Here is a 19,344-nt window from a genome sequence, read left to right on the forward strand (position 1 = left end):
CTCGAGCCGGGGGAGGAGCCGAGAGCGTCAGACGAAGAGGTTCGCGCGCTCGAGGTCCTCGGCGAAGTCCACCTCGACGGCGTAGAGGTCGGAGATGTCCATCGGCTCGACGAGCAGGCGGTCCTGCTCGATCGCCAACTCTATGCCACGCTCGAAGTAGTCCTGGGCGTCGACCCGGGCGAGCTGGCGCACCAGCGCGGCCTTGTCGGAGGCGGACACGTAGTTGATCCCGACCGCCTCGCCGAGGCCGCCGCGCACCGTCTTGGAGAGCTCCTGGATGAAGCCCTCGGCGCTCGTCGTGTACTTGACCTCCTCGTCCGACACCTTCGAGGTGTTGACGGTGACGAAGGAGACGTCCTTCGCGATCAGCGCGGCTGCCCGGTCGAGGATGCGCGGGTCGAAGACGACGTCGCCGTTCATCCACAGCACGCCGCCCTGCCCGCTCGCCTGCAGCGCGCGGAGGAGGCTCTTGGAGGTGTTGGTCTGGTCGTACTGCTCGTTGTAGACGAACGTCGCCGAGGGGAAGGCCTCGATGATGTGCTCGAGCTTGTAGCCGACGACGATGCTCACCGGGACCTTCGTGCCGAAGGCGTGGTGGATGTTGTCGAACTGCTGCTGCATGATCGTGCGCCCGTCGCTGAGCGGCGTGAGCGGCTTGGGGAGGGAGCGGCCGAGCCGGCTGCCCATCCCTGCGGCGAGGATGACGACGGTGGCAGGGCTGCTGCTCGTCGAACCTGTGTGCATCATCGTGTGTTCTCCTCGAATTAACCGCTGCGTCTCGATCTGGTCGACTCCTCGGGTAGAGACCTAGTGTACAGTTCACGCCCCCCGGGGCCAGGGTGGTTGACCTCTCGCCGTGTCGCCGGGTGTCGGCGCGGGCGCCGGGGGCCCGCGGGCGAGTTGGTACCGTAGCCGGATGACGTCCGTGACGAACGCCGAGCCCGCTGAGGGTGCCGCGGATCCGGACGGCGCCTCGCCCGTCGTCTTCGAGCTGCACCAGCTGACCCGGACCTTCGGGAGGACGGTGGCGGTCGACCGCATCGACCTGGCCGTCCGCGCGGGGACCTTCTACGGGATCATCGGCCCGAACGGCGCGGGCAAGACCACCACGCTCTCGATGATGACGGGCCTCCTGCGACCCGACACCGGCCGCGTCCTCGTGCACGGCGTCGACGTCTGGAAGGACCCGTCGGCCGCGAAGCCGCTGATCGGGGTCCTGCCCGACCGCCTCCGGCTGTTCGACCGGCTCACCGGCGCCCAGTTCCTCGCCTACTCCGCCGCGCTGCGCGGCATCGACCTCGCCACGGCGAAGCAGCGCACGGTCGAGCTGGCCGAGGCGCTCGGCCTCTCCGACGCGCTGGAGCGCCTGATCTCGGACTACTCCGCGGGGATGGCGAAGAAGGTCGCCCTCGCGGCGGCGATGATCCACGCCCCGCGCGTGCTGGTCCTCGACGAGCCGTTCGAGTCGGTGGACCCGGTCTCCTCGGCCGCCGTGATCACCGTGCTGCGCCGCTTCGTCGAGGGCGGCGGCACCGTCGTCCTCTCCAGCCACGGGCTCGACTTCATCGAGCGCGTCTGCGACGACGTGGCCGTGATCGTCGGCGGGCGCGTGCTCGCCTCCGGGACGGTCGCGGAGGTCGCCGGCACCGCGACGCTGGAGGAGCGCTTCCTCGAGCTCGCGGGCGGCAAGCAGATCGCCGAGGGGCTGCAGTGGCTGCACGACTTCTCCGGCTGAGGGTCGACGTCCTCCTGGGCGCGTTCCGCTCCGGGCCCGCGCGCTCGGCCGGCGCCGTCCTGGGCGTGCTCGTGGTCGTCGCGGTGACGGCCCTGCTGATCGCGGCGATCGGCGCTCTGCGCTCCTCGGACGCGGCGGCGGGCGCTCTCGTGACCGCCGGCGGCCTCGTCTCCGTCGGCTTCCTGGTGCTGCCCTTCCTGCTCGGCCCGCTCGACCCGATGGATCCGCGCGCGTTCCGCCTCTTCGGCCTTCCGCCGCTCCGCCTCGCCGGGGCGCTCGCCCTGGCCGGCCTCGTCTCGGTCCCCACGCTCGCCCTGCTGGTGGTCGGGCTCGCGAGCGCGCCGCTCGTCCCGGGCGCAGGCGCCCTCGCCGTGGTCGGCCCGCTCCTCGCGGTGGCGACGGCCTCGCTGTTCGCGCGGATCGGCCTCGCCGCCTCCGCCGCCCTCGTCCCCTCCCGGACCGCCCGCGAGCTGCTGGCCGTCCTCGGCCTGGTGCTGATGCTCGGCGGTCCCGCAGCCCTCGGCGCCGCCGCGCTGGTCGACACGGGGGACACCCCGGTGCTCGAGCGCTGGGGCGCGGCGATGGGGGCCACTCCGTTCGGCGCGGCGTGGATGATCGCCCCGGCCGCCCGGACCGGCGACGCGCTCGGCCCGCTCCTGCTGGCACTGGCGACGCTCGTCGCGGCGGGCGCGCTCTGGTGGCTCGTCGTCCGCCTGCTGACCGGGCGCCCCGAGCGCACGCACCGGCCGCCGCGCGGCCTCCGGCTGGGCTGGTTCGACGTCCTCGGCTCGACCCGGACCGGCGCGATCGCGGCGCGCAGCATCACCTACTGGCTCCGGGATCCGCGCTACCAGGCGTCGCTCGTCGCCGTGCCGGTGCTGCCGGTCGCGGCCCTGCTGCTGCTCGCGGTCGTCGGCGTCCCCTTCCCGCTGCTCTCGCTGCTCCCGGTCCCGCTGATCGCGCTGTTCCTCGGCTGGTTCCTCCACAACGACGTCGCCTACGACGGATCGGCGTTCTGGCTCCACGTGGCGGCGGGCGTCCGCGGCTGGTCGGACCGGCTCGGCCGCGCCTTCCCGACCCTCCTGCTCGGCGTGCCGGTCGTCGTGCTCGGCTCGCTGATCAGCAGCGCGACCTCGGGTCTCCCCGGTGCGCTGCCCGTCGTGCTCGCGGTGAACACCTGCCTCCTGCTCGTCCCCGCCGGCGTCGCCAGCGCCGTCTCGGCACGGCTCGCCTATCCGGCTCCGCGCCCGGGCGACAGCGCGTTCACGCAGCCCCAGGCCCCCGGAGCCAGTGGCGCCGGTCCGCAGTCCCTCGCGTTCGGCCTGGGGCTGCTCCTCTCGGCTCCGGCCGTGGTGCTCGGCGTCCGGGCCCTGTTCGTCGACCCGGAGGCGGCGGGCGACGCCGTGCTCGTCGGCTTCGGCAGCGCCGTGGTCGTCTTCGCCCTCGGCGTGCTCCTCGGCGGCCGGCTGTTCGAGCGCCGCGCGACCGAGCTGGTCGCGTTCACCAGCCGCTACTAGCGCCGCCCGATCCGGAGCGCACGGCCGCGGGCCCGGGCTCCGCGCGTAGGATCGTCGGCATGATTCCGCGCGTCCAGAACAGCAGCACCGACCCCCTCGAGGGAGGCGGAGGAACCGCCACGCTCGACCGCGAGCTCGAGGAGCTCCTCAACCAGGAGTCCATCGAGCCGGGCGACCACGAGCGCTTCTCCCACTACGTGCCGAAGGACAAGATCCTCGAGAGCGCCATCACCGGCAAGCCGGTCCGCGCGCTCTGCGGCAAGAAGTGGCTCCCGGGCCGCGACCCGGAGAAGTTCCCGGTGTGCCCGGCCTGCAAGGAGATCTACGCGAAGATGAAGTGAGCTCCCGCCCCGCTCACTCGTAGCGGGTCGGGAGGACGGGCTCGCCGCGGCCGAGCCGGAGCGCGTCGATCGGCAGCTCGAGGACCGCGTTCGCGTGGTGCGCGCGGGCGGCCGCCACTCCCTCGATGCCGAGGTGCTCGGGACGGATCGTCCCGTCCTCGATCAGGGGGACGAGCAGCGCCCGCTCGCCCTCGCCGACGGCGCCCTCGGGGCCGGCGCCCACGTGCACGACCTCGGCCTCGGCGACCCCGTCGTCCGAGAGCAGACGGCCGGCGGCCTTCCGCCCGCCGATCGACGCCTTCGAGACCGACTTCTTCGCCACCGCGACCCACTCGCCCGCGTCGTCCTCGTGCGCGACCAGCTTGTAGACCATGCCCGCCGTCGGGTGGCCCGAGCCCGTCGCCACCGAGGTGCCGACACCGTAGGAGTCGACCGGCGAGGCCGCGAGCGCGGCGATCCCGTACTCGTCGAGGTCGTTGGTGACGGTGATGCGCGTGCCGGTCGCGCCGAGCGCGTCCAGCTGCTGCCGGACGGCGGCCACCTGCTGGGGGAGGTCGCCGGAGTCGATGCGCACAGCGCCGAGGCCGGTGCCGGCGACGCGGACCGCCAGGTCGACGGCGGCTGTCACGTCGTAGGTGTCCACCAGGAGGGTCGTGCCGGGGCCGAGCGCGGCGACCTGCGCGCGGAACGCCTCCTCCTCCGAGTCGTGGAGGAGGGTGAAGGAGTGCGCGGAGGTGCCCATCGTGGGCACGCCGAAGCTGCGGCCCGCCTCCAGGTTCGAGGAGGCGCCGAATCCGGCGATGTAGGCGGCGCGAGCCGCGGCGACGGCGGACCGCTCGCCGGCGCGGCGCGAGCCCATCTCGGCGAGCGGTCGCCCGTCGGCGGCCGAGACCATCCGCGCGGCGGCGCTCGCCACGGCGCTGTCGTGGTTGAGGACGCTGAGCACCAGGGTCTCCAGCAGCACGCCGTCGGCGAAGGGCGCCTCGACGATGAGCACGGGGGAGCCCGGGAGGTAGACCTCGCCCTCGCGGTAGCCCCAGACGTCGCCCCGGAAGCGGTAGTCGGCGAGCCAGTCCAGCGTGCGGGAGTCGACGACGCGGTTCTCGCGGAGCCAGGACAGCTCGTCGTCGCCGAAGCGGAAGCGCGAGATCAGCTCGAGGAGCCGGCCGGTGCCCGCGAGCACGCCGTAGCGGCGTCCGGGCGGGAGGCTCCGGGCGAACACCTCGAACATGCAGCGGCGGTCGGCGGTGCCGCTGCCGAGGGCGCCCTCGACCATCGTGAGCTCGTACCGGTCGGTGAGGAAGGCCGTGGAGTCCATCCGCTCAGTGTTCCACGGCCGCCCCCGCGCGGCCCAGGCGCGGGTGCCGGGGCTTGCGCACGCCGCCGGGCCCGGGAACGGCGTGCGGCCGGGACCGGGCCGCAGGGCGCGGGTAGGCTGTTCCTCCGTGACGGACGCACCGCTGGGCATCTTCGACTCCGGAGTCGGCGGGCTCACCGTCGCCCGCTCCGTGATCGACCAGCTGCAGAACGAGTCGATCGTCTACCTCGGCGACACCGCGCACTCGCCCTACGGGCCCAAGCCGCTCGCCGACGTCCGCGCCTACGCCCTCGACACCCTCGACACCCTGGTCGACCAGGGCGCCAAGCTGCTCGTCATCGCCTGCAACACCGCCTCGGCCGCGATGATGCGCGACGCCCGCGAGCGCTACACGCTCGGCCGCGGCATCCCGGTGATCGAGGTCATCCAGCCCGCCGTCCGCAGCGCTGTCCGCGACACCCGCAACCGCCGCGTCGGGGTGATCGGCACGGTCGGGACGATCCGCTCCCGCGCCTACGACGACGCCTTCGTCGCCGCGCCCGACCTGCAGCTGTTCACCGCCGCCTGCCCGCGCTTCGTCGAGTTCGTCGAGGCGGGCGTCACCTGGAGCGACGAGCTGCTCGCGGTGGCGGAGGAGTACCTCGCGCCGCTCAAGGCCGCGGGGGTCGACACGCTCGTCCTCGGCTGCACCCACTACCCGCTGCTGCGCGGTGCCATCGCGTACGTGATGGGGCCGGACGTCCGCCTCGTCTCGAGCGCCGAGGAGACCGCGCTCGACGTCTACCGGACCCTCGTGGCGCACGGCCTGCAGCGCACCTCCGCCGCGCCTCCGACCTACCGGTGGGAGGAGACGGGCTCGAGCGACTTCGTCCGCCTCGCCCGCCGCTTCCTCGGTCCGGAGGTCTCGAGCGTCGACCTCGTCGAGACCGGCACCATCAACCTGCGCGAGCTCGACCGGGCCGCGCTCCCGCACGACCGAGGGAGACCCGAGTGACCGACAGCACCGCATCGAAGGCCGCGCGCAAGGACGGGCGGGCGCCCGACGAGCTGCGCACCGTGACGATCGAGCGCGGCTGGAGCACCCAGGCCGAGGGCTCCGCGCTCGTCTCGTTCGGGAACACCAGGGTGCTCTGCACCGCCTCCTTCACGAACGGCGTGCCGCGCTGGCTGCAGGGCAAGGGCAAGGGCTGGGTCACCGCCGAGTACGCGATGCTGCCCCGCTCCACCAACTCCCGCATGGACCGCGAGTCGGTCAAGGGGAAGGTCGGCGGGCGCACGCACGAGATCTCCCGGCTGATCGGCCGGAGCCTGCGCGCGGTGGTCGACACGAAGGCGCTCGGCGAGAACACCCTCGTCATCGACTGCGACGTCCTCCAGGCCGACGGCGGCACCCGCACCGCGGCGATCACCGGCGCCTACGTGGCGATGGCCGACGCGATCGAGTGGGCGCGCGGCAAGAAGTACGTGGGGCAGAAGGCGCAGCCGCTGATCGACAGCCTCTCGGCCGTGTCCGTCGGCATCATCGACGGCGTGCCGATGCTCGACCTGGCCTACGTCGAGGACGTGCGCGCCGAGACCGACATGAACGTCGTCGTCACCGGACGCGGCCTGTTCGTCGAGGTGCAGGGCACCGCCGAGGGGGCCCCGTTCGACCGCCGCGAGCTCGACGCCCTGCTCGACCTCGCGGTCGCCGGTGCCGCCGACCTCGCCCGCATCCAGGCCGAAGCGCTCGCCGCGGAGCCCGGAGCGTGAGCCTGGACCTCGTCCTCGCCACGCACAACGCGGGCAAGGTGGAGGAGTTCCGCGCCATGCTGGCCGGCGCGCTCCCCGGAGTCGGCGTCCGCGCCTACGACGGACCCGAGCCCGTCGAGGACGGCGTGAGCTTCGCCGAGAACGCGCTGATCAAAGCGCGCGCGGCGGCGGCGCACACCGGCCTCGTGGCGCTCGCGGACGACTCCGGGATCTGCGTCGACGTCCTCGGCGGCGCGCCGGGCATCTTCTCGGCCCGCTGGTCGGGACGCGCGCACGACGCGACAGCCAACCTCGAGCTCCTCCTGGCGCAGCTGCACGACGTGAAGGCGGAGCACCGCGGTGCGCACTTCAGCTGCACCATCGCCCTCGTGGTGCCGGACTCCGTGCTCCCGGGCGGACAGGAGACGGTGGTCGAGGGCCGCTGGGACGGCGCGATCGCGACGGCTCCCCGCGGTGCGAACGGCCACGGCTACGACCCGGTGTTCGTCCCCGAGGCCGGGGCGCTCACGGCGGCCGAGCTCGCTCCCGAGCAGAAGAACGCCCGGAGCCACCGCGCCCGCGCCTTCACCGCGCTGCGCGCCGAGCTCGCCGCCCTGTCCGCCCGGCTCTGACCCCGGCGGGTTCCCACCGCGGGATGTCACTCCGGTGCACGCCTGTCGGCGTGCCGCGTGCCGGAGTGGCGTCTCGCGGAGGCGGAGGTCAGGACTTCGGGTGCTTGTCGTCCAGCGTGTCGGCGTCGAGCACGTAGGCGGCCGACTCGGTCGAGTCGGTCTCGGGGTCGGCGGCGAGCTTCGCCTTGCGCTGCTGCTGGAAGAAGTGGAACAGCGTCGGCACCAGCGCGAGCACGACCGCGCCGATCAGGATCACGTCGATGTAGTGCGAAACGAAGTCGGCGACCGGCGGGATGAAGGCGAGCAGCCACCCGATCAGGGTGACCCCGCTGCCCCAGATCAGGGCGCCGATGAGGTTGTAGAGGCTGTACTTGCGGTAGTTCATGTGGGCCACGCCGGCCGCGATCGGCGCGAAGGTGCGGACGATCGGCACGAAGCGCGCGAGGATCACGGCGAGGCCGCCGAAGCGCTCGAAGAACGCGTTGGTCCGCTTCACGTTCTCGATGCTGAAGAAGCCGGACTCCTTGCGCTCGAAGATGCGCGGGCCGGCCTTGTGCCCGATCAGGTAGCCGACCTCGCCGCCGACGAAGGCCGAGAACCCGACGGCCAGGCAGATGACCCAGATCGGGACGCCGAGGCCGCCGTTCGACGCGTTCTCGTGCGCCAGCAGGCCCGTGATGATCAGCAGCGTGTCGCCCGGGAAGAGGAAGCCGATCAGCAGTCCGGTCTCGGCGAACACGATGAGGCAGACCACGAGCACACCCCAGGGGCCGAACGAGGTCAGGATCGTCTCCGGATCGAGCCAGGGGACGAGGGCGGCGTGATTCAACGGATCTCCAGTCGACGGGGGCCGGTGGCCGGTCGGCGGTCACGCGAGCGCGCTCAGCGTACCGGCCGATCCCGTGCGGAAGGAGGGACTCGAACCCTCACGCCTCTCGGCACAGGAACCTAAATCCTGCGTGTCTGCCATTCCACCACTCCCGCGTGCGGGCTCCAGTGTAGGAGGAGGGCCCCGCGCCTCAGCCGCGGGAGGCCGCCCGGGGGAGGTACCGCGGGATCCAGCGGGCGAGCGCCCCCGCTCCGCCCAGACCGAGCACCCCCATCACGACGGCGGCGAAGGGGAGGGAGATCAGGGCGGTGAGCGCCGACACGACGATCGGGGCGGCGGCGTTGCCCGCGTCGCCGGTGAAGCGGAACGCGCCGAGGAACGGGGCCGGATCGGCGGGGGGCGCGAGATCGGCGCCGATGGTCATCAGGATCCCGGAGCCGATGCCGTTCGCGGCCGCGAGCACGCAGGCCACGGCGACGAACCAGGGCACCGGATCGAGGGCGAGCACCGAGGCGGCGAGGGCGAGGTGGCCGAGCCCGAGGCCGATCATCGAGGGGATCGCGGTGGCGCCCCGGCCGAAGCGGTCCATCAGCTGGCCGCCGGCGTAGAAGAGGGCGAAGTCGAGCGCGCCGGCGATGCCGATGATGATCGCGGTGTCGGTCTCGGCGAGCCCGATGCTCACCGCCCAGAGGGGGAGGATCAGCGTCCGGCTCGCCCGCAGCGCCCCGATCACGGCGGCGCCGGTCCCCATCCGAGCGAGGACCCCGCGGTGCTCGCGCAGCGTCCCGAGCAGCGACAGCGGCGACTCCGGGACGGTCGCCGACGCCTCCGCGGCGACCACGTCCTCCGGAGCGGCGCGGTCGGCCGCGGCCTGCGCCCGCCGCAGCACCGTCGCGGGGTCGGGCACGAGCAGCAGGACCACGACCGCCGCCACGCAGCAGACGATGTGCACCCAGAAGACGGACTCGACGGAGCCGGTGAGGTGCACCACCCCGGCCGCCAGGAACGGGCCGATCAGCCAGCCGGCGCGGAACGCCCCGGCGAGGGCGCTGAGCGCGCGGGCGCGGTGCGTGATCGGGACGAACGACGTCATGAACGCGTGCCGCGCCAGCGCGAAGACCGCGGTCGCGAGGCCGATCACGAAGACGCCGATCGTCAGCCCGACCCATGACGTCGAGAGCAGGCACACCACGAGCCCGAGGATCGACGCGGCCGAGGCTCCGAGCATCGCGCCGCGCTCGCCGATCCGGGAGACGATCCAGCCGCTGGGGATATCGCCCGCCAGCTCGCCGATCATGATCATCCCCGCCACGAGGCCCGCCAGGGCCAGCGTCGCGCCGAGGTCGCCGGCCGCGGCCGGCAGGAGGGGGATGATCGCCCCCTCGCCGATGGAGAAGAGGAGGGTGGGGAGGAAGGTCGACAGCAGCAGCGGCCCGACGGGGAAGGGGCGCGGAGCGGTGCTGGTCACCGTCCCCAGGGTACGCCCGGGCCGGAGGGCGGCCCCCGGCCCCCGGTAGTCTGGACGCACCATGCTGGACAACGACTTCACCGAGCAGATCACTGCTCTCCGCTCCACCTTCGCCGACATCCGCGCCGTCATCGACGTGGACGGTCTCCGCTCGAAGATCGCCGAGCTCAGCGAGCAGGCCGGCGCCCCCGACCTGTGGGACGACACGGCCAACGCGCAGAAGGTGACCAGCGCCCTCAGCCACCGCCAGTCCGAGCTCGCGCGGATCACCGCGATCGACCGGCGCCTGGACGACCTCGAGGTGCTCGTCGAGATGGCGAACGAGGCCGAGGACGCCGAGTCCGAGCAGGAGGCGATCGCCGAGCTCTCCTCCCTCCAGAAGGTCATGGGCGAGCTCGAGGTGCAGACCCTGCTCGACGGCGAGTACGACGACCGCCCCGCCGTGGTCACCATCCGCGCGGGAGCGGGTGGCGTCGACGCCTCCGACTTCGCCGAGATGCTCATGCGCATGTACCTCCGCTGGGCCGAGAAGCACAAGTACGCGGCGACCGTCATGGACGCCAGCTACGCGGAGGAGGCGGGCATCAAGTCGGCCACCTTCCAGATCGACGCCCCCTACGCCTTCGGCACGCTCTCGGTCGAGGCCGGCACCCACCGCCTCGTGCGGATGAGCCCCTTCGGCGCCGCGGGCAAGCGCCAGACCTCCTTCGCCGCGGTCGAGGTCATCCCGCTGATGGAGGAGGCCGGGGCGATCGAGATCCCGGACAACGACATCCGCGTGGACGTCTTCCGCTCCTCCGGCCCCGGCGGCCAGTCGGTGAACACCACCGACTCCGCGGTGCGCCTCACCCACCTGCCCACCGGCACCGTCGTGTCGATGCAGAACGAGAAGAGCCAGATCCAGAACCGCGCCGCGGCGATGCGCGTGCTCCAGTCGCGGCTCCTGCTGCTGCAGAAGGAGCAGGAGGCGGCCACCAAGAAGGAGCTCGCCGGCACCATCACCGCGAGCTGGGGCGACCAGATGCGCAGCTACGTCCTCGCTCCGTACCAGATGGTGAAGGACCTGCGCACCGACCACGAGGTCGGCAACCCCTCGCACGTGTTCGACGGCGATCTGGACGGCTTCATCGCCGCCGGGATCCGCTGGCGGAAGTCCTCCTAGCGCGGCGCGGGCGCGTCCCCACCGACGCGCCGCGCGCCCCCTCGGCGGACTCTTCGGGATCGTCGCTTACCCTCGTACCGACATGATTCGCTTCGACAACGTCTCCAAGCAGTATCGGGGCGGCACGAGACCCGCCCTCAACGCCATCGATCTCGAGATCCTCCGGGGCGAGTTCGTCTTCCTCGTCGGCGCCTCCGGCTCCGGCAAGTCGAGCTGCCTCCGCCTGATCCTCAAGGAGGAGCGCCCCTCCTCCGGGTCGATCCACGTGCTCGGGCAGAACCTCGGCAAGATCTCGAGCCGCAAGGTCCCGTACTTCCGCCGCAACATGGGCGTGGTGTTCCAGGACTTCCGGCTGCTGCCGAACAAGTCCGTCTTCGACAACGTCGCGTTCAGCCTCCAGGTGATCGGCAAGTCGAAGGGCTACATCCAGGAGGCCGTCCCGGACACGCTCAAGATGGTGGGCCTCGCGGGCAAGGCGTCGCGCCTGCCCCACGAGCTCTCCGGCGGCGAGCAGCAGCGCGTGGCGATCGCCCGCGCCGTCGTCAACAAGCCGGCCGTCCTGCTGGCCGACGAGCCCACGGGCAACCTCGACCCGACCACGAGCGCCGGCATCATGGCGCTGCTCGAGCGGATCAACGCGGGCGGCACGACCGTGATCATGGCGACCCACGAGGCCGGCATCGTCGACCAGATGAAGCGCCGCGTCATCGAGCTCTCGGCAGGCAGCATCGTCCGCGACGAGAGCCAGGGCGGCTACGGCCAGACCGAGAGCATCACCGTCGTCCACGACGGCGTCGTGGTCGTGGCGGCCGACGACCACGCGGTCGCCGAGCAGCCCGCGCCCCCGGCGATCATCGACAGCGAGCTCGCGCCCGCCGAGGTCCCCGAGATCGACCTGCGCCAGGAGGCCCCGGCCCCGCCGCCCGAGCCGGCCCGCCTCTCGCAGACCGCCGCCCAGCCCCGCGTCCCCGAGGGCCGCCGCTCCGCCGCCGTCGAGCCGGAGCGCGAGCCGGAGCCGGCCGCCGAGCCCGCCGCCGCCCCGCGCGTCGTCGAGCTGCAGAGCCAGACCGGTCCGATCTTCCTCCCCGCCGACACCGGCGCCCTGCCCGAGGAGTCGCTCGCCGCGCGCCTCGGCCTCCGCGCCCACGCGGGCGAGGGCGACGAGACCGGCGACGACCAGCAGAACGTAGGACCCGTCAAGTGAGATTCGCACTGATCTGGTCGGAGGTCGCCAGCGGCCTCCGGCGCAACGTCTCCATGGTCGTCTCGGTGATCCTGGTGACCTTCATCTCCCTCACCTTCGTCGGCACGGCGATCCTGCTCCAGATGCAGATCGGCCAGATGAAGAACTTCTGGTACGACAAGGCGCAGGTCGCGGTGTACATGTGCACCGCCACCTCCGGCGGCTCGAACTGCAGCGGCTCCGACGCCACCGCCGAGCAGATCGACGCGGTGCAGGGCCAGCTCGAGGGCGCCACGCTCGCGCCGTACATCGACCGCTCCTACTTCGAGGACCACGACCAGGCCTACGCGAACTTCCAGGAGCAGTTCGCGGGCAACCCGGTCGCCGAGTACGTCACTCCCGACCTGCTCAACCAGACCTTCTGGATCAACCTGAAGGACCCGACCCAGTCGGACGTCATCGTGGAGAGCCTGTCGAGCGTCTCGGGAGTCGAGAGCGTCACCGACCAGCGGCAGTACCTCGACCAGATCTTCTCGATCCTCAACGCGGCGAGCTACACGGCCATCGGCATCGCCGTCCTGATGCTCGTCGCGGCCGTGTTGCTCATCGCCACCACGATCCGCCTCTCGGCGTTCTCGCGGAGACGGGAGCTGGGCATCATGCGGCTCGTGGGGGCCTCGAACAGGTTCATCCAGACCCCGTTCATCCTCGAGGGGGTCTTCGCCGCGCTGGTCGGCTCGATCCTCGCGGGAGTCGCGGTGGTCGCCATCGTGCAGGTCTTCGTGCAGGGGTTCCTGGCGTACCGGATCCCGCTGACCTCCTTCGTGGGACTCGACGACGCTCTGATCGTCGTGCCGATCCTGATCGTGGTCGGCATCGTCCTGGCCGCCGTCTCGGCGAACGTCGCGATCGCGCGGTACCTGCGGGTCTGATCCCGGACCGGACGTATACTGGTGGGCTGTCCCGTTCGGGGCGGCCCACCGGTGCATCGCCCCGACGATGCCCGCCCCCTTCATCCGCTCGCGACCCGAGGAGCAGCCGTGCCCAGAGAACAGGGACAGAAGGTCGTCGCGACCAACCGCAAGGCGCGCCACGACTACCTCATCGAGGACACCTACGAGGCGGGCCTCGTGCTCACCGGCACCGAGGTGAAGTCCCTCCGGGCCGGCCGAGCCTCGCTGGTCGACGGCTACGCGTTCGTCGACGGGGGAGAGGCGTGGCTCGACGCCGTCCACATCAACGAGTGGGCCCAGGGCACCTGGACGAACCACCCGCCGCGCCGCAAGCGCAAGCTGCTGCTGCACAAGGCGCAGATCCTCAAGATCCACAACAAGGTGAAGGAGGGCGGGTACACGCTGATCCCGCTCTCGCTGTACTTCAGCGACGGCAAGGCCAAGGTCGAGCTGGCCGTGGCCAAGGGCAAGAAGGACTACGACAAGCGCCAGGTCCTCCGAGAGCGCCAGGACCGCCGCGAGGCGGACCGTGCGATGTCGACCCGCCGCCGCCTCGGCGAGTAGGCCCCGGCGGGCACTGTCCGACGGGTGCCGCGCAAGCCTCTTCTTCGCGCCCCGTGCTTTGGGAGACTGGGGCGCGTGACCTCCCCCGAGAACAGCGCCCCCGCCGCCCTGAGCGCCGCCGACGAGAAGACGCGGTGGCGCGCCTTCGCGGTGAGCGTCGGAGTCGCGGCCATCACGATCCTCGACCTCTCGAAGGTCAACGTCGGCCTGCCGTCGATCGAGCGCTCGCTCGGAGCGGACGCGAGCCAGCTGCAGCTGATCGTCGCGGGCTACGCGCTCGCCTTCGGACTGGCGCTCGTGCCGGCCGGTCGGCTGGGCGACATCCGCTCGCGCCGCCTGCTGTTCCTCATCGGGCTGACCGCGTTCACGGTGACGAGCCTGCTCTGCGCGCTCGCGCCGTCGATCGAGCTGCTCGTCGTCGCGCGCTTCCTGCAGGGCGTCGCCGCGGGCATCCAGATGCCCCAGGTCCTCGGGCTGGTGCAGCAGATGTTCACCGGCGCCGAGCGGGCCCGGGCCTTCGGGGTCTTCGGCGCGACCATCGGCCTGTCGACCGCCTTCGGCCCGACCCTCGGCGGCCTCCTGATCGCGATCGGCGGCGAGCAGGACGGCTGGCGCCTGCTGTTCTGGATGAACATCCCGCTGGGCGTCGCCGCGCTGGTCTTCGCCTGGAAGCTCATCCCGAAGAAGCGCTCGCGGCCCGAGGGAGACCGGTCCCTCGACCCGGTCGGCCTGCTCCTGCTGGCGGTCGCGATCTTCGCGTTCATGCTGCCGTTCCTGCTGACCACGGGCTCCTCCTCGGACTCGCCCTACCGCTGGTTCTGGCTGGTGCTCGCCGCGGCCGCCGCCGCCGTCTTCGTGCGCTGGGAGGCGCACTACGCCGCGTCGGGGCGGACGCCCGTCATCGACTTCCGCATCTTCCGGACCAGCTCCTACCGCAACGGCATCCTGGTCGCGACCTCCTACTTCGCCGCGATCCCGGCGACCTTCCTCCTCACCACGCTCTTCCTCCAGCAGGGGCTCGGCCTCGAGCCGGTGTTCGCCGGCATGGTGAGCATCCCGTTCGCGCTGACCTCGGCGGTGACCGCCTGGTACGGCGGCAAGCTCGTGCAGCGCTACGGCCGCGCACTGGTGGTGCTCGGCATCGTGCTCGTGGTCATCGGCTTCACGCTCGTGCTGCTCGCCGCCGAGCTCCTCCCGGCCGAGACCGCCGCCTACGGCATGGGTGCCGCGATGCTCGTCGCCGGGGCCGGAGGCGGCTTCGTCGTGTCGCCGAACCAGACGCTCACCCTCGCCGAGATCCCGCCGGCGCAGGGCGGCGTGGCGGGCTCCGTGGGCCAGCTCGGCCAGCGCGTGGGCACCGCGGTCGGCACCGCCTGCGCCTCCGCCGTCTTCTTCGCGACGCTGGCGAGCGAGCAGGGGATGGCGGAGGGGCTGGACCGCTACCACGACGCCTTCCGCAACGGCTACTTCGTCACCCTCGGGCTGATCGCGCTCGCGCTCGTGCTGGGTCTGCTCGATCTGCGCCGCCGCCGGGTGACCGCCCGCGGAGCTGAGGTAGACTAGAACCCGTAACTCCACAGTGTGCGACGAACGACCCACTCCAGCGGCCTCCGGGCCGTCGAGTGCTCGCGGGGATGATCGGTTTCGACATTGCCTGCGAAACTGCGAGAAGCGGGTCGAGGATCCAGGGTCATCTCGTGAACGATCTCTGGAAAACACAGGTGCCGAACAGAAGCGCACCGACTTCGCTCTCGCTGCCTAAGCCAGAGTAGATAGTCCGTCAGCCCGTGGGTGCGTCCTCGCCCCGGATCCTGGCGTCATCTAGAGGACTTGCTGCGTCGTTACGCCTGAGGGCGACGCGGGACTTGCACTCGGGCTGGGCCCGTCGACCGATGCGCCGATGGTAAGGGTCGGGGCCGAGCAGAACGCTCTCATCGGCTACACCCGTAGAAGGCGCAGAATCACAGCGATGGACGGGGGTTCGATTCCCCCCATCTCCACCACCGGTCGTCGTCGCACACTGGGAGCTCCGCTCCGCCGCCCTCACGACGGTCGCACGTCGAGCTGTCTGATCCGCCCGTAGAGGGTGAGCATCGCCAGCCGGTCGTCGTCGTCGTGCGCCGGGCCACCGAGAGCCTGCGGCGGGGCCCAGTCCCGGTAGAGCACGCCCGGCGCCAGCACGGCGACGGCGGTGCCGACCGGGTAGTGCGCGCTGCGGTCCACCGGCAGCTCGGCGAACGCGTCGGGCAGGAGCCGGTGCAGCACGTCCAGCAGAGGACGGAGGCGTACTGCTCGCGCCTCGTGCACGCAGAGGGTCACGGCGTTCATCGCGGCGAGCGCGGCCACCAGGTGCTCGGCGGCGGCGTCGTCGTCGCACCGCTCGGTGACCAGCAGCGAGACCACCCCGCGCGGCTTCAGCCAGCCGAGCGTGGCGGCCTCGGCGTCGCCGTCCACCGAGACGACGCGGTCGGAGGCGTGGGCGTAGTCGTGCAGGAGCCGCGACCAGACGTCGCCCGGGCCGGGCCCGTCGACCTGCGCGACCGCCTCCGCCGCGGCGAGCAGGGAGCTCTGCCGGTGGAGCCTCGGGAACAGGCTGTCCGCCGGTCCCCAGTGCTGCTCGGCCGTGCGCGAGCGCTCGGGGGGTTCCTGATCGTGCCGGTCCTGCATGTCGACTCCTGAGCCGCCGGTCTCCGCGCCCCCTCGCGCCTGCCGGTCGTCCCTTCACCCTGCGCTCCGCCGGAGCGCGTGTCAATGAGCCGAACGGGGGTCGATCGGAGCCGTGGTCAGCGAGCGGAGCCGAAGAGGCTGCCGGTGGTGGAGTCGTCGGCCGGATCGAGGACCGCGCAGACGATCGTGCGGTCCCCGTGGCGCCAGCCGACCTCGGAGGGGACGAGCGAGCGGTACTCGAGGGCGGAGTCGCCGTAGGCGATCCCCATCACGGCGCCGAACTCCGGCTCGCAGCCCGCCTCGGCCTGGGCGAGCAGCGTGTTGCGGCTGGTGTAGCGGTCTCCGGGCTGCGCGAACGTGTGGAAGACCTCCAGTGCGTGCTCCTCGGCGCAGGGAACGACGTCCACGTCGGCGATGCGGTCGTCGCCCGGGTCGGCCAGGCAGTCGCCGCGCCGCAGCGAGAACACGTCGGTGACGCCGGCGGTCGCCACCGTGCCGCCCTCGTCACGCACGGCCTCCGGGCCGTCCGGCCCGACGACGGAGGAGCAGCCCGAGAGGAGCAGGAGGAGCGCCGCCGAGGCGAGCGCGGCCGTCCGGCTCCTCATCGCGGCGCCACGATCGCGAGCACCTCGTCGTGCAGCAGGCCGTTGGTGGCGACGGCGCTGCCGTGCCACGGCCCGTCCTCCCCGTCGGCGGAGGTGAAGCGGCCGCCCGCCTCCTGCACGATCGGCACCAGGGCCGCCAGGTCGTAGGGCTTCACATCGAACTCGCCCGCACCGTCGAGGAGACCCTCGGCGACGAGCATGTAGGGCCACGCGTCCCCGTACGCCCGGTCGCGCCAGACGGCGCCGGCGAGCTCGAGCAACTGCGGGAGACGGCCCGCGCCCTCCCACTGCTGAATGCTGTTGTAGCTGAAGGTCGCCGAGGCGAGCGTGTCGATCCCCGAGACGCGCAGCGGTCGCGGCTCGGCCCCGGCCTCCAGCTCGACGGCCCAGGCGCCGGAGCCCTCGGCCGCCCACCAGCGCGTGCCGAGAGCGGGAGCGGAGACGACTCCGACGACGGGGACGCCGTCGACCGCGAGCGCGATCAGGGTCGCCCAGATCGGGACGCCGCGGAGGAAGTGGGCGGTGCCGTCGATCGGGTCGAGGATCCACTGCCGCGAGGCCTCGCCCGAGGTGCCGAACTCCTCGCCGAGGATCGCGTCGTCCGGACGCTCGGCGGCGAGCAGCGCGCGGATCGCCTCCTCGACGGCGCGGTCGGCGTCGGTGACCGGGGTGCGGTCGAGCTTCGTGTCCACGACGAGGTCGAGCGCGCCGAACCGCTCCCGCGAGATCGCATCGGCCGCGTCCGCCAGGCGGAGGGCGAGTCGGAGGTCGTCGTCGAAGCTCTGGTCACTGCTCTGCGGGGTCACGCGACCACGATACCGGTGGGTCCCGCGGAGCCTCCGATCGCTACCGCGGGCTTTCCGTCGCACTCGATTTGACGAGACGGGGGGAGACGCTGGTAATGTGATCCCTCGGTTCGGCACGCACGATCAGCCGGCCGGAACGCACCTCTAGCTCAATCGGCAGAGCAACTGACTCTTAATCAGTGGGTTCTCGGTTCAAGTCCGAGGGGGTGCACCACCAGCCCCGCACCTCCTCGTGAGGTGCGGGGCTTCGTCGTTCCCGGACCGAGTCCGTTCCCGACCTCCTCGGAGCGCCCGCGGGGGGAGCGCCGGCCCGTACTCACTCGCTGGAGGGTGCGGCGGTCGACGGGTCGAGCAGCGGCAGGACTCCGCGGAAGCCGACGCTCGTGGAGCCGATCCCCGACGTCGAGCGCGTCGGAGGCCTGGCCCTGGTCGTCTGCGGCGGCGGTCAGGCTCAGGGTGATGCCCGTCCGCGTGAAGGCCCGGGCGACGGTGCTCCAGGCGAGGTCGACGTCTCCGTCCGCCGACGCCAACAGGCGCCTGAGCATCCGCACGGTGTCCGGCGCAGAATGCGGACCGACCCCCGTTCGCGTGGCAGGATCTCCGTTCGCTTCCGTTTCCCCTCCAGAAAGGACCGATGTGCCCGAAGACGTCCTCCCCGTGATCGGCTCGATCGCGCTCGCCGTGGTGATCGCGGTCGTGATCGCCGTGGTCGCGACCGCCGTCGTCGCCCTCGTGCTGCGCTCGGTCGGCAAGCGCAAGACCTGGGCGCGCCTGCTGATCCGGCGTCTGCGCATCCCGTTCCGCGTGCTGCTGATGACCATCGCGGTCTGGGCCGCGCTCGCCGCCACCGTGTCGGGCGACCCCTGGCCGGGTCTCGTGCAGCGGGTGTTCCAGATCGCCACGATCGGCGCGGCGGCGTGGGTGATCGGATCCCTGTTCGTGTTCCTCGAGGACCTGGGCGCCGAGCGCTACCGGACCGACACGGCCGACAACCGCCGGGCACGCCGCCTCCGCACGCAGATGACGATCATCCGGAGGGTCGCCGTGGCGGCCGTCGTGGTCATCGCGATCGGCGCCTCGCTGCTGACCTTCCCCGAGGCCCGCACGGCCGGTGCGAGCCTCCTGGCCTCGGCCGGCGTGCTCTCGATCGTGGCGGGCCTGGCCGCGCAGTCGAGCCTCACGAACATCTTCGCCGGGATGCAGCTCGCCTTCAGCGACGCCATCCGCCTGGACGACGTGGTGATCGTCGAGACCGAGTGGGGGCGGATCGAGGAGATCACGCTGACCTACGTCGTCGTCCACCTCTGGGACGACCGCCGCCTGGTGCTGCCCACGAACTACTTCACGACCCAGCCGTTCCAGAACTGGACCCGCACCGGGTCCGAGCTGCTCGGCGCCGTCGAGCTCGACCTGGACTGGCGGGTCAGCCCCGAGCAGATGCGCGAGGAGCTGCACCGCATGCTCGAGGAGACCGACCTCTGGGATCGGCGCACCAGCGTGCTGCAGGTGACCGACGCGACGGGCGGCTTCGTCCGGATCCGGGTGCTCGTCACTGCGAAGGACGCGCCGACGCTCTTCGACCTGCGCTGCTACGTGCGCGAGCGACTCGTCTCGTGGCTGCACGAGAACGACCCCGTCGCCCTGCCGCGTCAGCGCGTCGAGATGGAGCGGGAGCCCGCTCCCGCCGCGACCCCGCGCCGGCACGGGTCCTCCGCCCCGGACAACCTGTTCTCGGGCGACGAGCGCTCGAACGAGCGGGGGGCGATGTTCACGGGTCTCATCGACCTGCGGGACACCCCGAAGCGGGAGCTGCCGCCGAGGGACTGACTCCTG

The 19,344-nt window shown here is 72.1% G+C and carries 19 protein-coding genes, 2 tRNA genes and 1 other RNA gene; 14 read left to right on the forward strand and 8 right to left on the reverse strand.

The features are described 5' to 3' along the window. Positions 1–27: 27 nt before the first annotated feature. Positions 28–744 carry an NTP transferase domain-containing protein gene (locus tag C5C71_RS06780; protein WP_104226983.1) on the reverse strand — a complete coding sequence of 239 codons (717 nt, stop codon included), beginning with the start codon at positions 742–744 and terminating at the stop codon, positions 28–30. 172 nt (positions 745–916) lie between these two features. On the opposite strand from C5C71_RS06780, the gene C5C71_RS06785 reads away from it, so the two are divergent. Genes C5C71_RS06785 through C5C71_RS06795 form a run of 3 tightly spaced genes read left to right on the forward strand, consistent with a single transcriptional unit; the run spans position 917 to position 3,593 of the window. Further along, positions 917–1,735 (forward strand): ABC transporter ATP-binding protein, encoded by an 819-nt coding sequence (locus C5C71_RS06785; RefSeq protein ID WP_104223570.1) that lies wholly within the window; start codon positions 917–919, stop codon positions 1,733–1,735. After that, the gene (locus tag C5C71_RS06790) at positions 1,711–3,252 is read left to right on the forward strand and encodes an ABC transporter permease (protein WP_104337380.1); all 1,542 of its coding nucleotides are present in this window, start codon (positions 1,711–1,713) and stop codon (positions 3,250–3,252) included. The genes C5C71_RS06785 and C5C71_RS06790 overlap by 25 nt, the downstream gene beginning before the upstream one ends. Before the next feature lie 59 nt (positions 3,253–3,311). Further along, positions 3,312–3,593, forward strand: a complete 282-nt coding sequence (locus C5C71_RS06795; protein ID WP_104223568.1) for a DUF3039 domain-containing protein — start codon at positions 3,312–3,314, stop codon at positions 3,591–3,593. Between the two features lie 13 nt (positions 3,594–3,606). Here C5C71_RS06795 and C5C71_RS06800 read toward each other — a convergent pair whose 3' ends face one another. Further along, positions 3,607–4,911: a nicotinate phosphoribosyltransferase gene (locus C5C71_RS06800; RefSeq protein ID WP_104267045.1), complete on the reverse strand. Its 1,305-nt coding sequence runs from the start codon at positions 4,909–4,911 to the stop codon at positions 3,607–3,609. 127 nt (positions 4,912–5,038) lie between these two features. Between C5C71_RS06800 and murI the strand changes: the two genes are divergently transcribed. Genes murI through rdgB form a run of 3 tightly spaced genes read left to right on the forward strand, consistent with a single transcriptional unit; the run spans position 5,039 to position 7,274 of the window. Then, positions 5,039–5,905 carry a glutamate racemase gene (murI, locus tag C5C71_RS06805; RefSeq protein ID WP_104223566.1) on the forward strand — a complete coding sequence of 289 codons (867 nt, stop codon included), beginning with the start codon at positions 5,039–5,041 and terminating at the stop codon, positions 5,903–5,905. Next, positions 5,902–6,663 (forward strand): ribonuclease PH, encoded by a 762-nt coding sequence (gene rph, locus C5C71_RS06810; protein ID WP_104223565.1) that lies wholly within the window; start codon positions 5,902–5,904, stop codon positions 6,661–6,663. Before murI ends, rph begins: the two co-directional genes overlap by 4 nt. After that, the gene (gene rdgB / locus C5C71_RS06815) at positions 6,660–7,274 is read left to right on the forward strand and encodes an RdgB/HAM1 family non-canonical purine NTP pyrophosphatase (RefSeq protein WP_104223564.1); all 615 of its coding nucleotides are present in this window, start codon (positions 6,660–6,662) and stop codon (positions 7,272–7,274) included. The genes rph and rdgB overlap by 4 nt, the downstream gene beginning before the upstream one ends. An 88-nt stretch (positions 7,275–7,362) precedes the next feature. On the opposite strand, the gene C5C71_RS06820 is transcribed toward rdgB, so the two are convergent. From C5C71_RS06820 to C5C71_RS06830, 3 genes are all read right to left on the reverse strand, one after another. Continuing rightward, a complete protein-coding gene (locus C5C71_RS06820; RefSeq protein ID WP_104223563.1) occupies positions 7,363–8,103 on the reverse strand; it encodes a DedA family protein in 741 nt (246 codons plus the stop codon). Positions 8,104–8,177: 74 nt separating this feature from the next. Then, a tRNA-Leu gene (locus C5C71_RS06825) sits at positions 8,178–8,258 on the reverse strand. Between the two features lie 35 nt (positions 8,259–8,293). Then, on the reverse strand, positions 8,294–9,571 hold the full coding sequence (locus tag C5C71_RS06830; RefSeq protein ID WP_258068665.1) for an MFS transporter: 1,278 nt from the start codon (positions 9,569–9,571) through the stop codon (positions 8,294–8,296). A gap of 61 nt (positions 9,572–9,632) precedes the next feature. Here C5C71_RS06830 and prfB point away from each other — a divergent pair, with 61 nt between their 5' ends. The 6 genes from prfB (at position 9,633) to ssrA (ending at position 15,436) form a co-directional block, all read left to right on the forward strand. Next, the gene (prfB, locus tag C5C71_RS06835; protein ID WP_104226967.1) at positions 9,633–10,733 is read left to right on the forward strand and encodes a peptide chain release factor 2; all 1,101 of its coding nucleotides are present in this window, start codon (positions 9,633–9,635) and stop codon (positions 10,731–10,733) included. An 82-nt stretch (positions 10,734–10,815) separates the two neighbouring features. Beyond that, complete coding sequence (gene ftsE / locus C5C71_RS06840; RefSeq protein ID WP_104233202.1) at positions 10,816–11,937, forward strand: cell division ATP-binding protein FtsE; 1,122 nt, start codon at positions 10,816–10,818, stop codon at positions 11,935–11,937. Further along, positions 11,934–12,848 carry a permease-like cell division protein FtsX gene (ftsX, locus tag C5C71_RS06845; protein WP_104223559.1) on the forward strand — a complete coding sequence of 305 codons (915 nt, stop codon included), beginning with the start codon at positions 11,934–11,936 and terminating at the stop codon, positions 12,846–12,848. Before ftsE ends, ftsX begins: the two co-directional genes overlap by 4 nt. A 108-nt stretch (positions 12,849–12,956) precedes the next feature. Further along, the gene (gene smpB, locus C5C71_RS06850; protein ID WP_104223558.1) at positions 12,957–13,433 is read left to right on the forward strand and encodes an SsrA-binding protein SmpB; all 477 of its coding nucleotides are present in this window, start codon (positions 12,957–12,959) and stop codon (positions 13,431–13,433) included. A gap of 75 nt (positions 13,434–13,508) precedes the next feature. Next, positions 13,509–14,996, forward strand: a complete 1,488-nt coding sequence (locus tag C5C71_RS06855; protein ID WP_104223557.1) for an MFS transporter — start codon at positions 13,509–13,511, stop codon at positions 14,994–14,996. Positions 14,997–15,063: 67 nt separating this feature from the next. Further along, positions 15,064–15,436: a transfer-messenger RNA gene (gene ssrA, locus C5C71_RS06860) on the forward strand. A 40-nt stretch (positions 15,437–15,476) separates the two neighbouring features. On the opposite strand, the gene C5C71_RS06865 is transcribed toward ssrA, so the two are convergent. The 3 genes from C5C71_RS06865 to C5C71_RS06875 all read right to left on the reverse strand — a co-directional run bounded on the left by C5C71_RS06865 (position 15,477) and on the right by C5C71_RS06875 (position 17,511). Further along, on the reverse strand, positions 15,477–16,100 hold the full coding sequence (locus C5C71_RS06865) for a hypothetical protein (protein ID WP_104337382.1): 624 nt from the start codon (positions 16,098–16,100) through the stop codon (positions 15,477–15,479). A 116-nt stretch (positions 16,101–16,216) separates the two neighbouring features. Beyond that, on the reverse strand, positions 16,217–16,705 hold the full coding sequence (locus C5C71_RS06870) for a septum formation family protein (protein ID WP_104238162.1): 489 nt from the start codon (positions 16,703–16,705) through the stop codon (positions 16,217–16,219). After that, positions 16,702–17,511 carry an inositol monophosphatase family protein gene (locus C5C71_RS06875; protein ID WP_104223554.1) on the reverse strand — a complete coding sequence of 270 codons (810 nt, stop codon included), beginning with the start codon at positions 17,509–17,511 and terminating at the stop codon, positions 16,702–16,704. The genes C5C71_RS06870 and C5C71_RS06875 overlap by 4 nt, the downstream gene beginning before the upstream one ends. 138 nt (positions 17,512–17,649) lie before the next feature. Here C5C71_RS06875 and C5C71_RS06880 point away from each other — a divergent pair. Together C5C71_RS06880 and C5C71_RS06885 are read left to right on the forward strand one after the other, a co-directional pair. Next, a tRNA-Lys gene (locus C5C71_RS06880) sits at positions 17,650–17,725 on the forward strand. 422 nt (positions 17,726–18,147) lie between these two features. After that, a complete protein-coding gene (locus tag C5C71_RS06885; RefSeq protein WP_181065661.1) occupies positions 18,148–19,338 on the forward strand; it encodes a mechanosensitive ion channel family protein in 1,191 nt (396 codons plus the stop codon). Positions 19,339–19,344 lie beyond the last annotated feature (6 nt).

It is taken from the genome of Rathayibacter sp. AY1C1, assembly GCF_002932105.1.
Taxonomy (GTDB): Bacteria; Actinomycetota; Actinomycetes; order Actinomycetales; family Microbacteriaceae; genus Rathayibacter.

Coding starts and splice junctions, on each gene's coding strand:
- C5C71_RS06780 (WP_104226983.1), bottom strand. CDS start 744: ATGCACACAGGTTCGACGAGCAGCAGCCCTGCCACCGTCGTCATCCTC.
- C5C71_RS06785 (WP_104223570.1), top strand. CDS start 917: ATGACGTCCGTGACGAACGCCGAGCCCGCTGAGGGTGCCGCGGATCCG.
- C5C71_RS06795 (WP_104223568.1), top strand. CDS start 3,312: ATGATTCCGCGCGTCCAGAACAGCAGCACCGACCCCCTCGAGGGAGGC.
- C5C71_RS06800 (WP_104267045.1), bottom strand. CDS start 4,911: ATGGACTCCACGGCCTTCCTCACCGACCGGTACGAGCTCACGATGGTC.
- prfB (WP_104226967.1), top strand. CDS start 9,633: ATGCTGGACAACGACTTCACCGAGCAGATCACTGCTCTCCGCTCCACC.
- ftsE (WP_104233202.1), top strand. CDS start 10,816: ATGATTCGCTTCGACAACGTCTCCAAGCAGTATCGGGGCGGCACGAGA.
- C5C71_RS06865 (WP_104337382.1), bottom strand. CDS start 16,100: ATGCAGGACCGGCACGATCAGGAACCCCCCGAGCGCTCGCGCACGGCC.
- C5C71_RS06870 (WP_104238162.1), bottom strand. CDS start 16,705: ATGAGGAGCCGGACGGCCGCGCTCGCCTCGGCGGCGCTCCTCCTGCTC.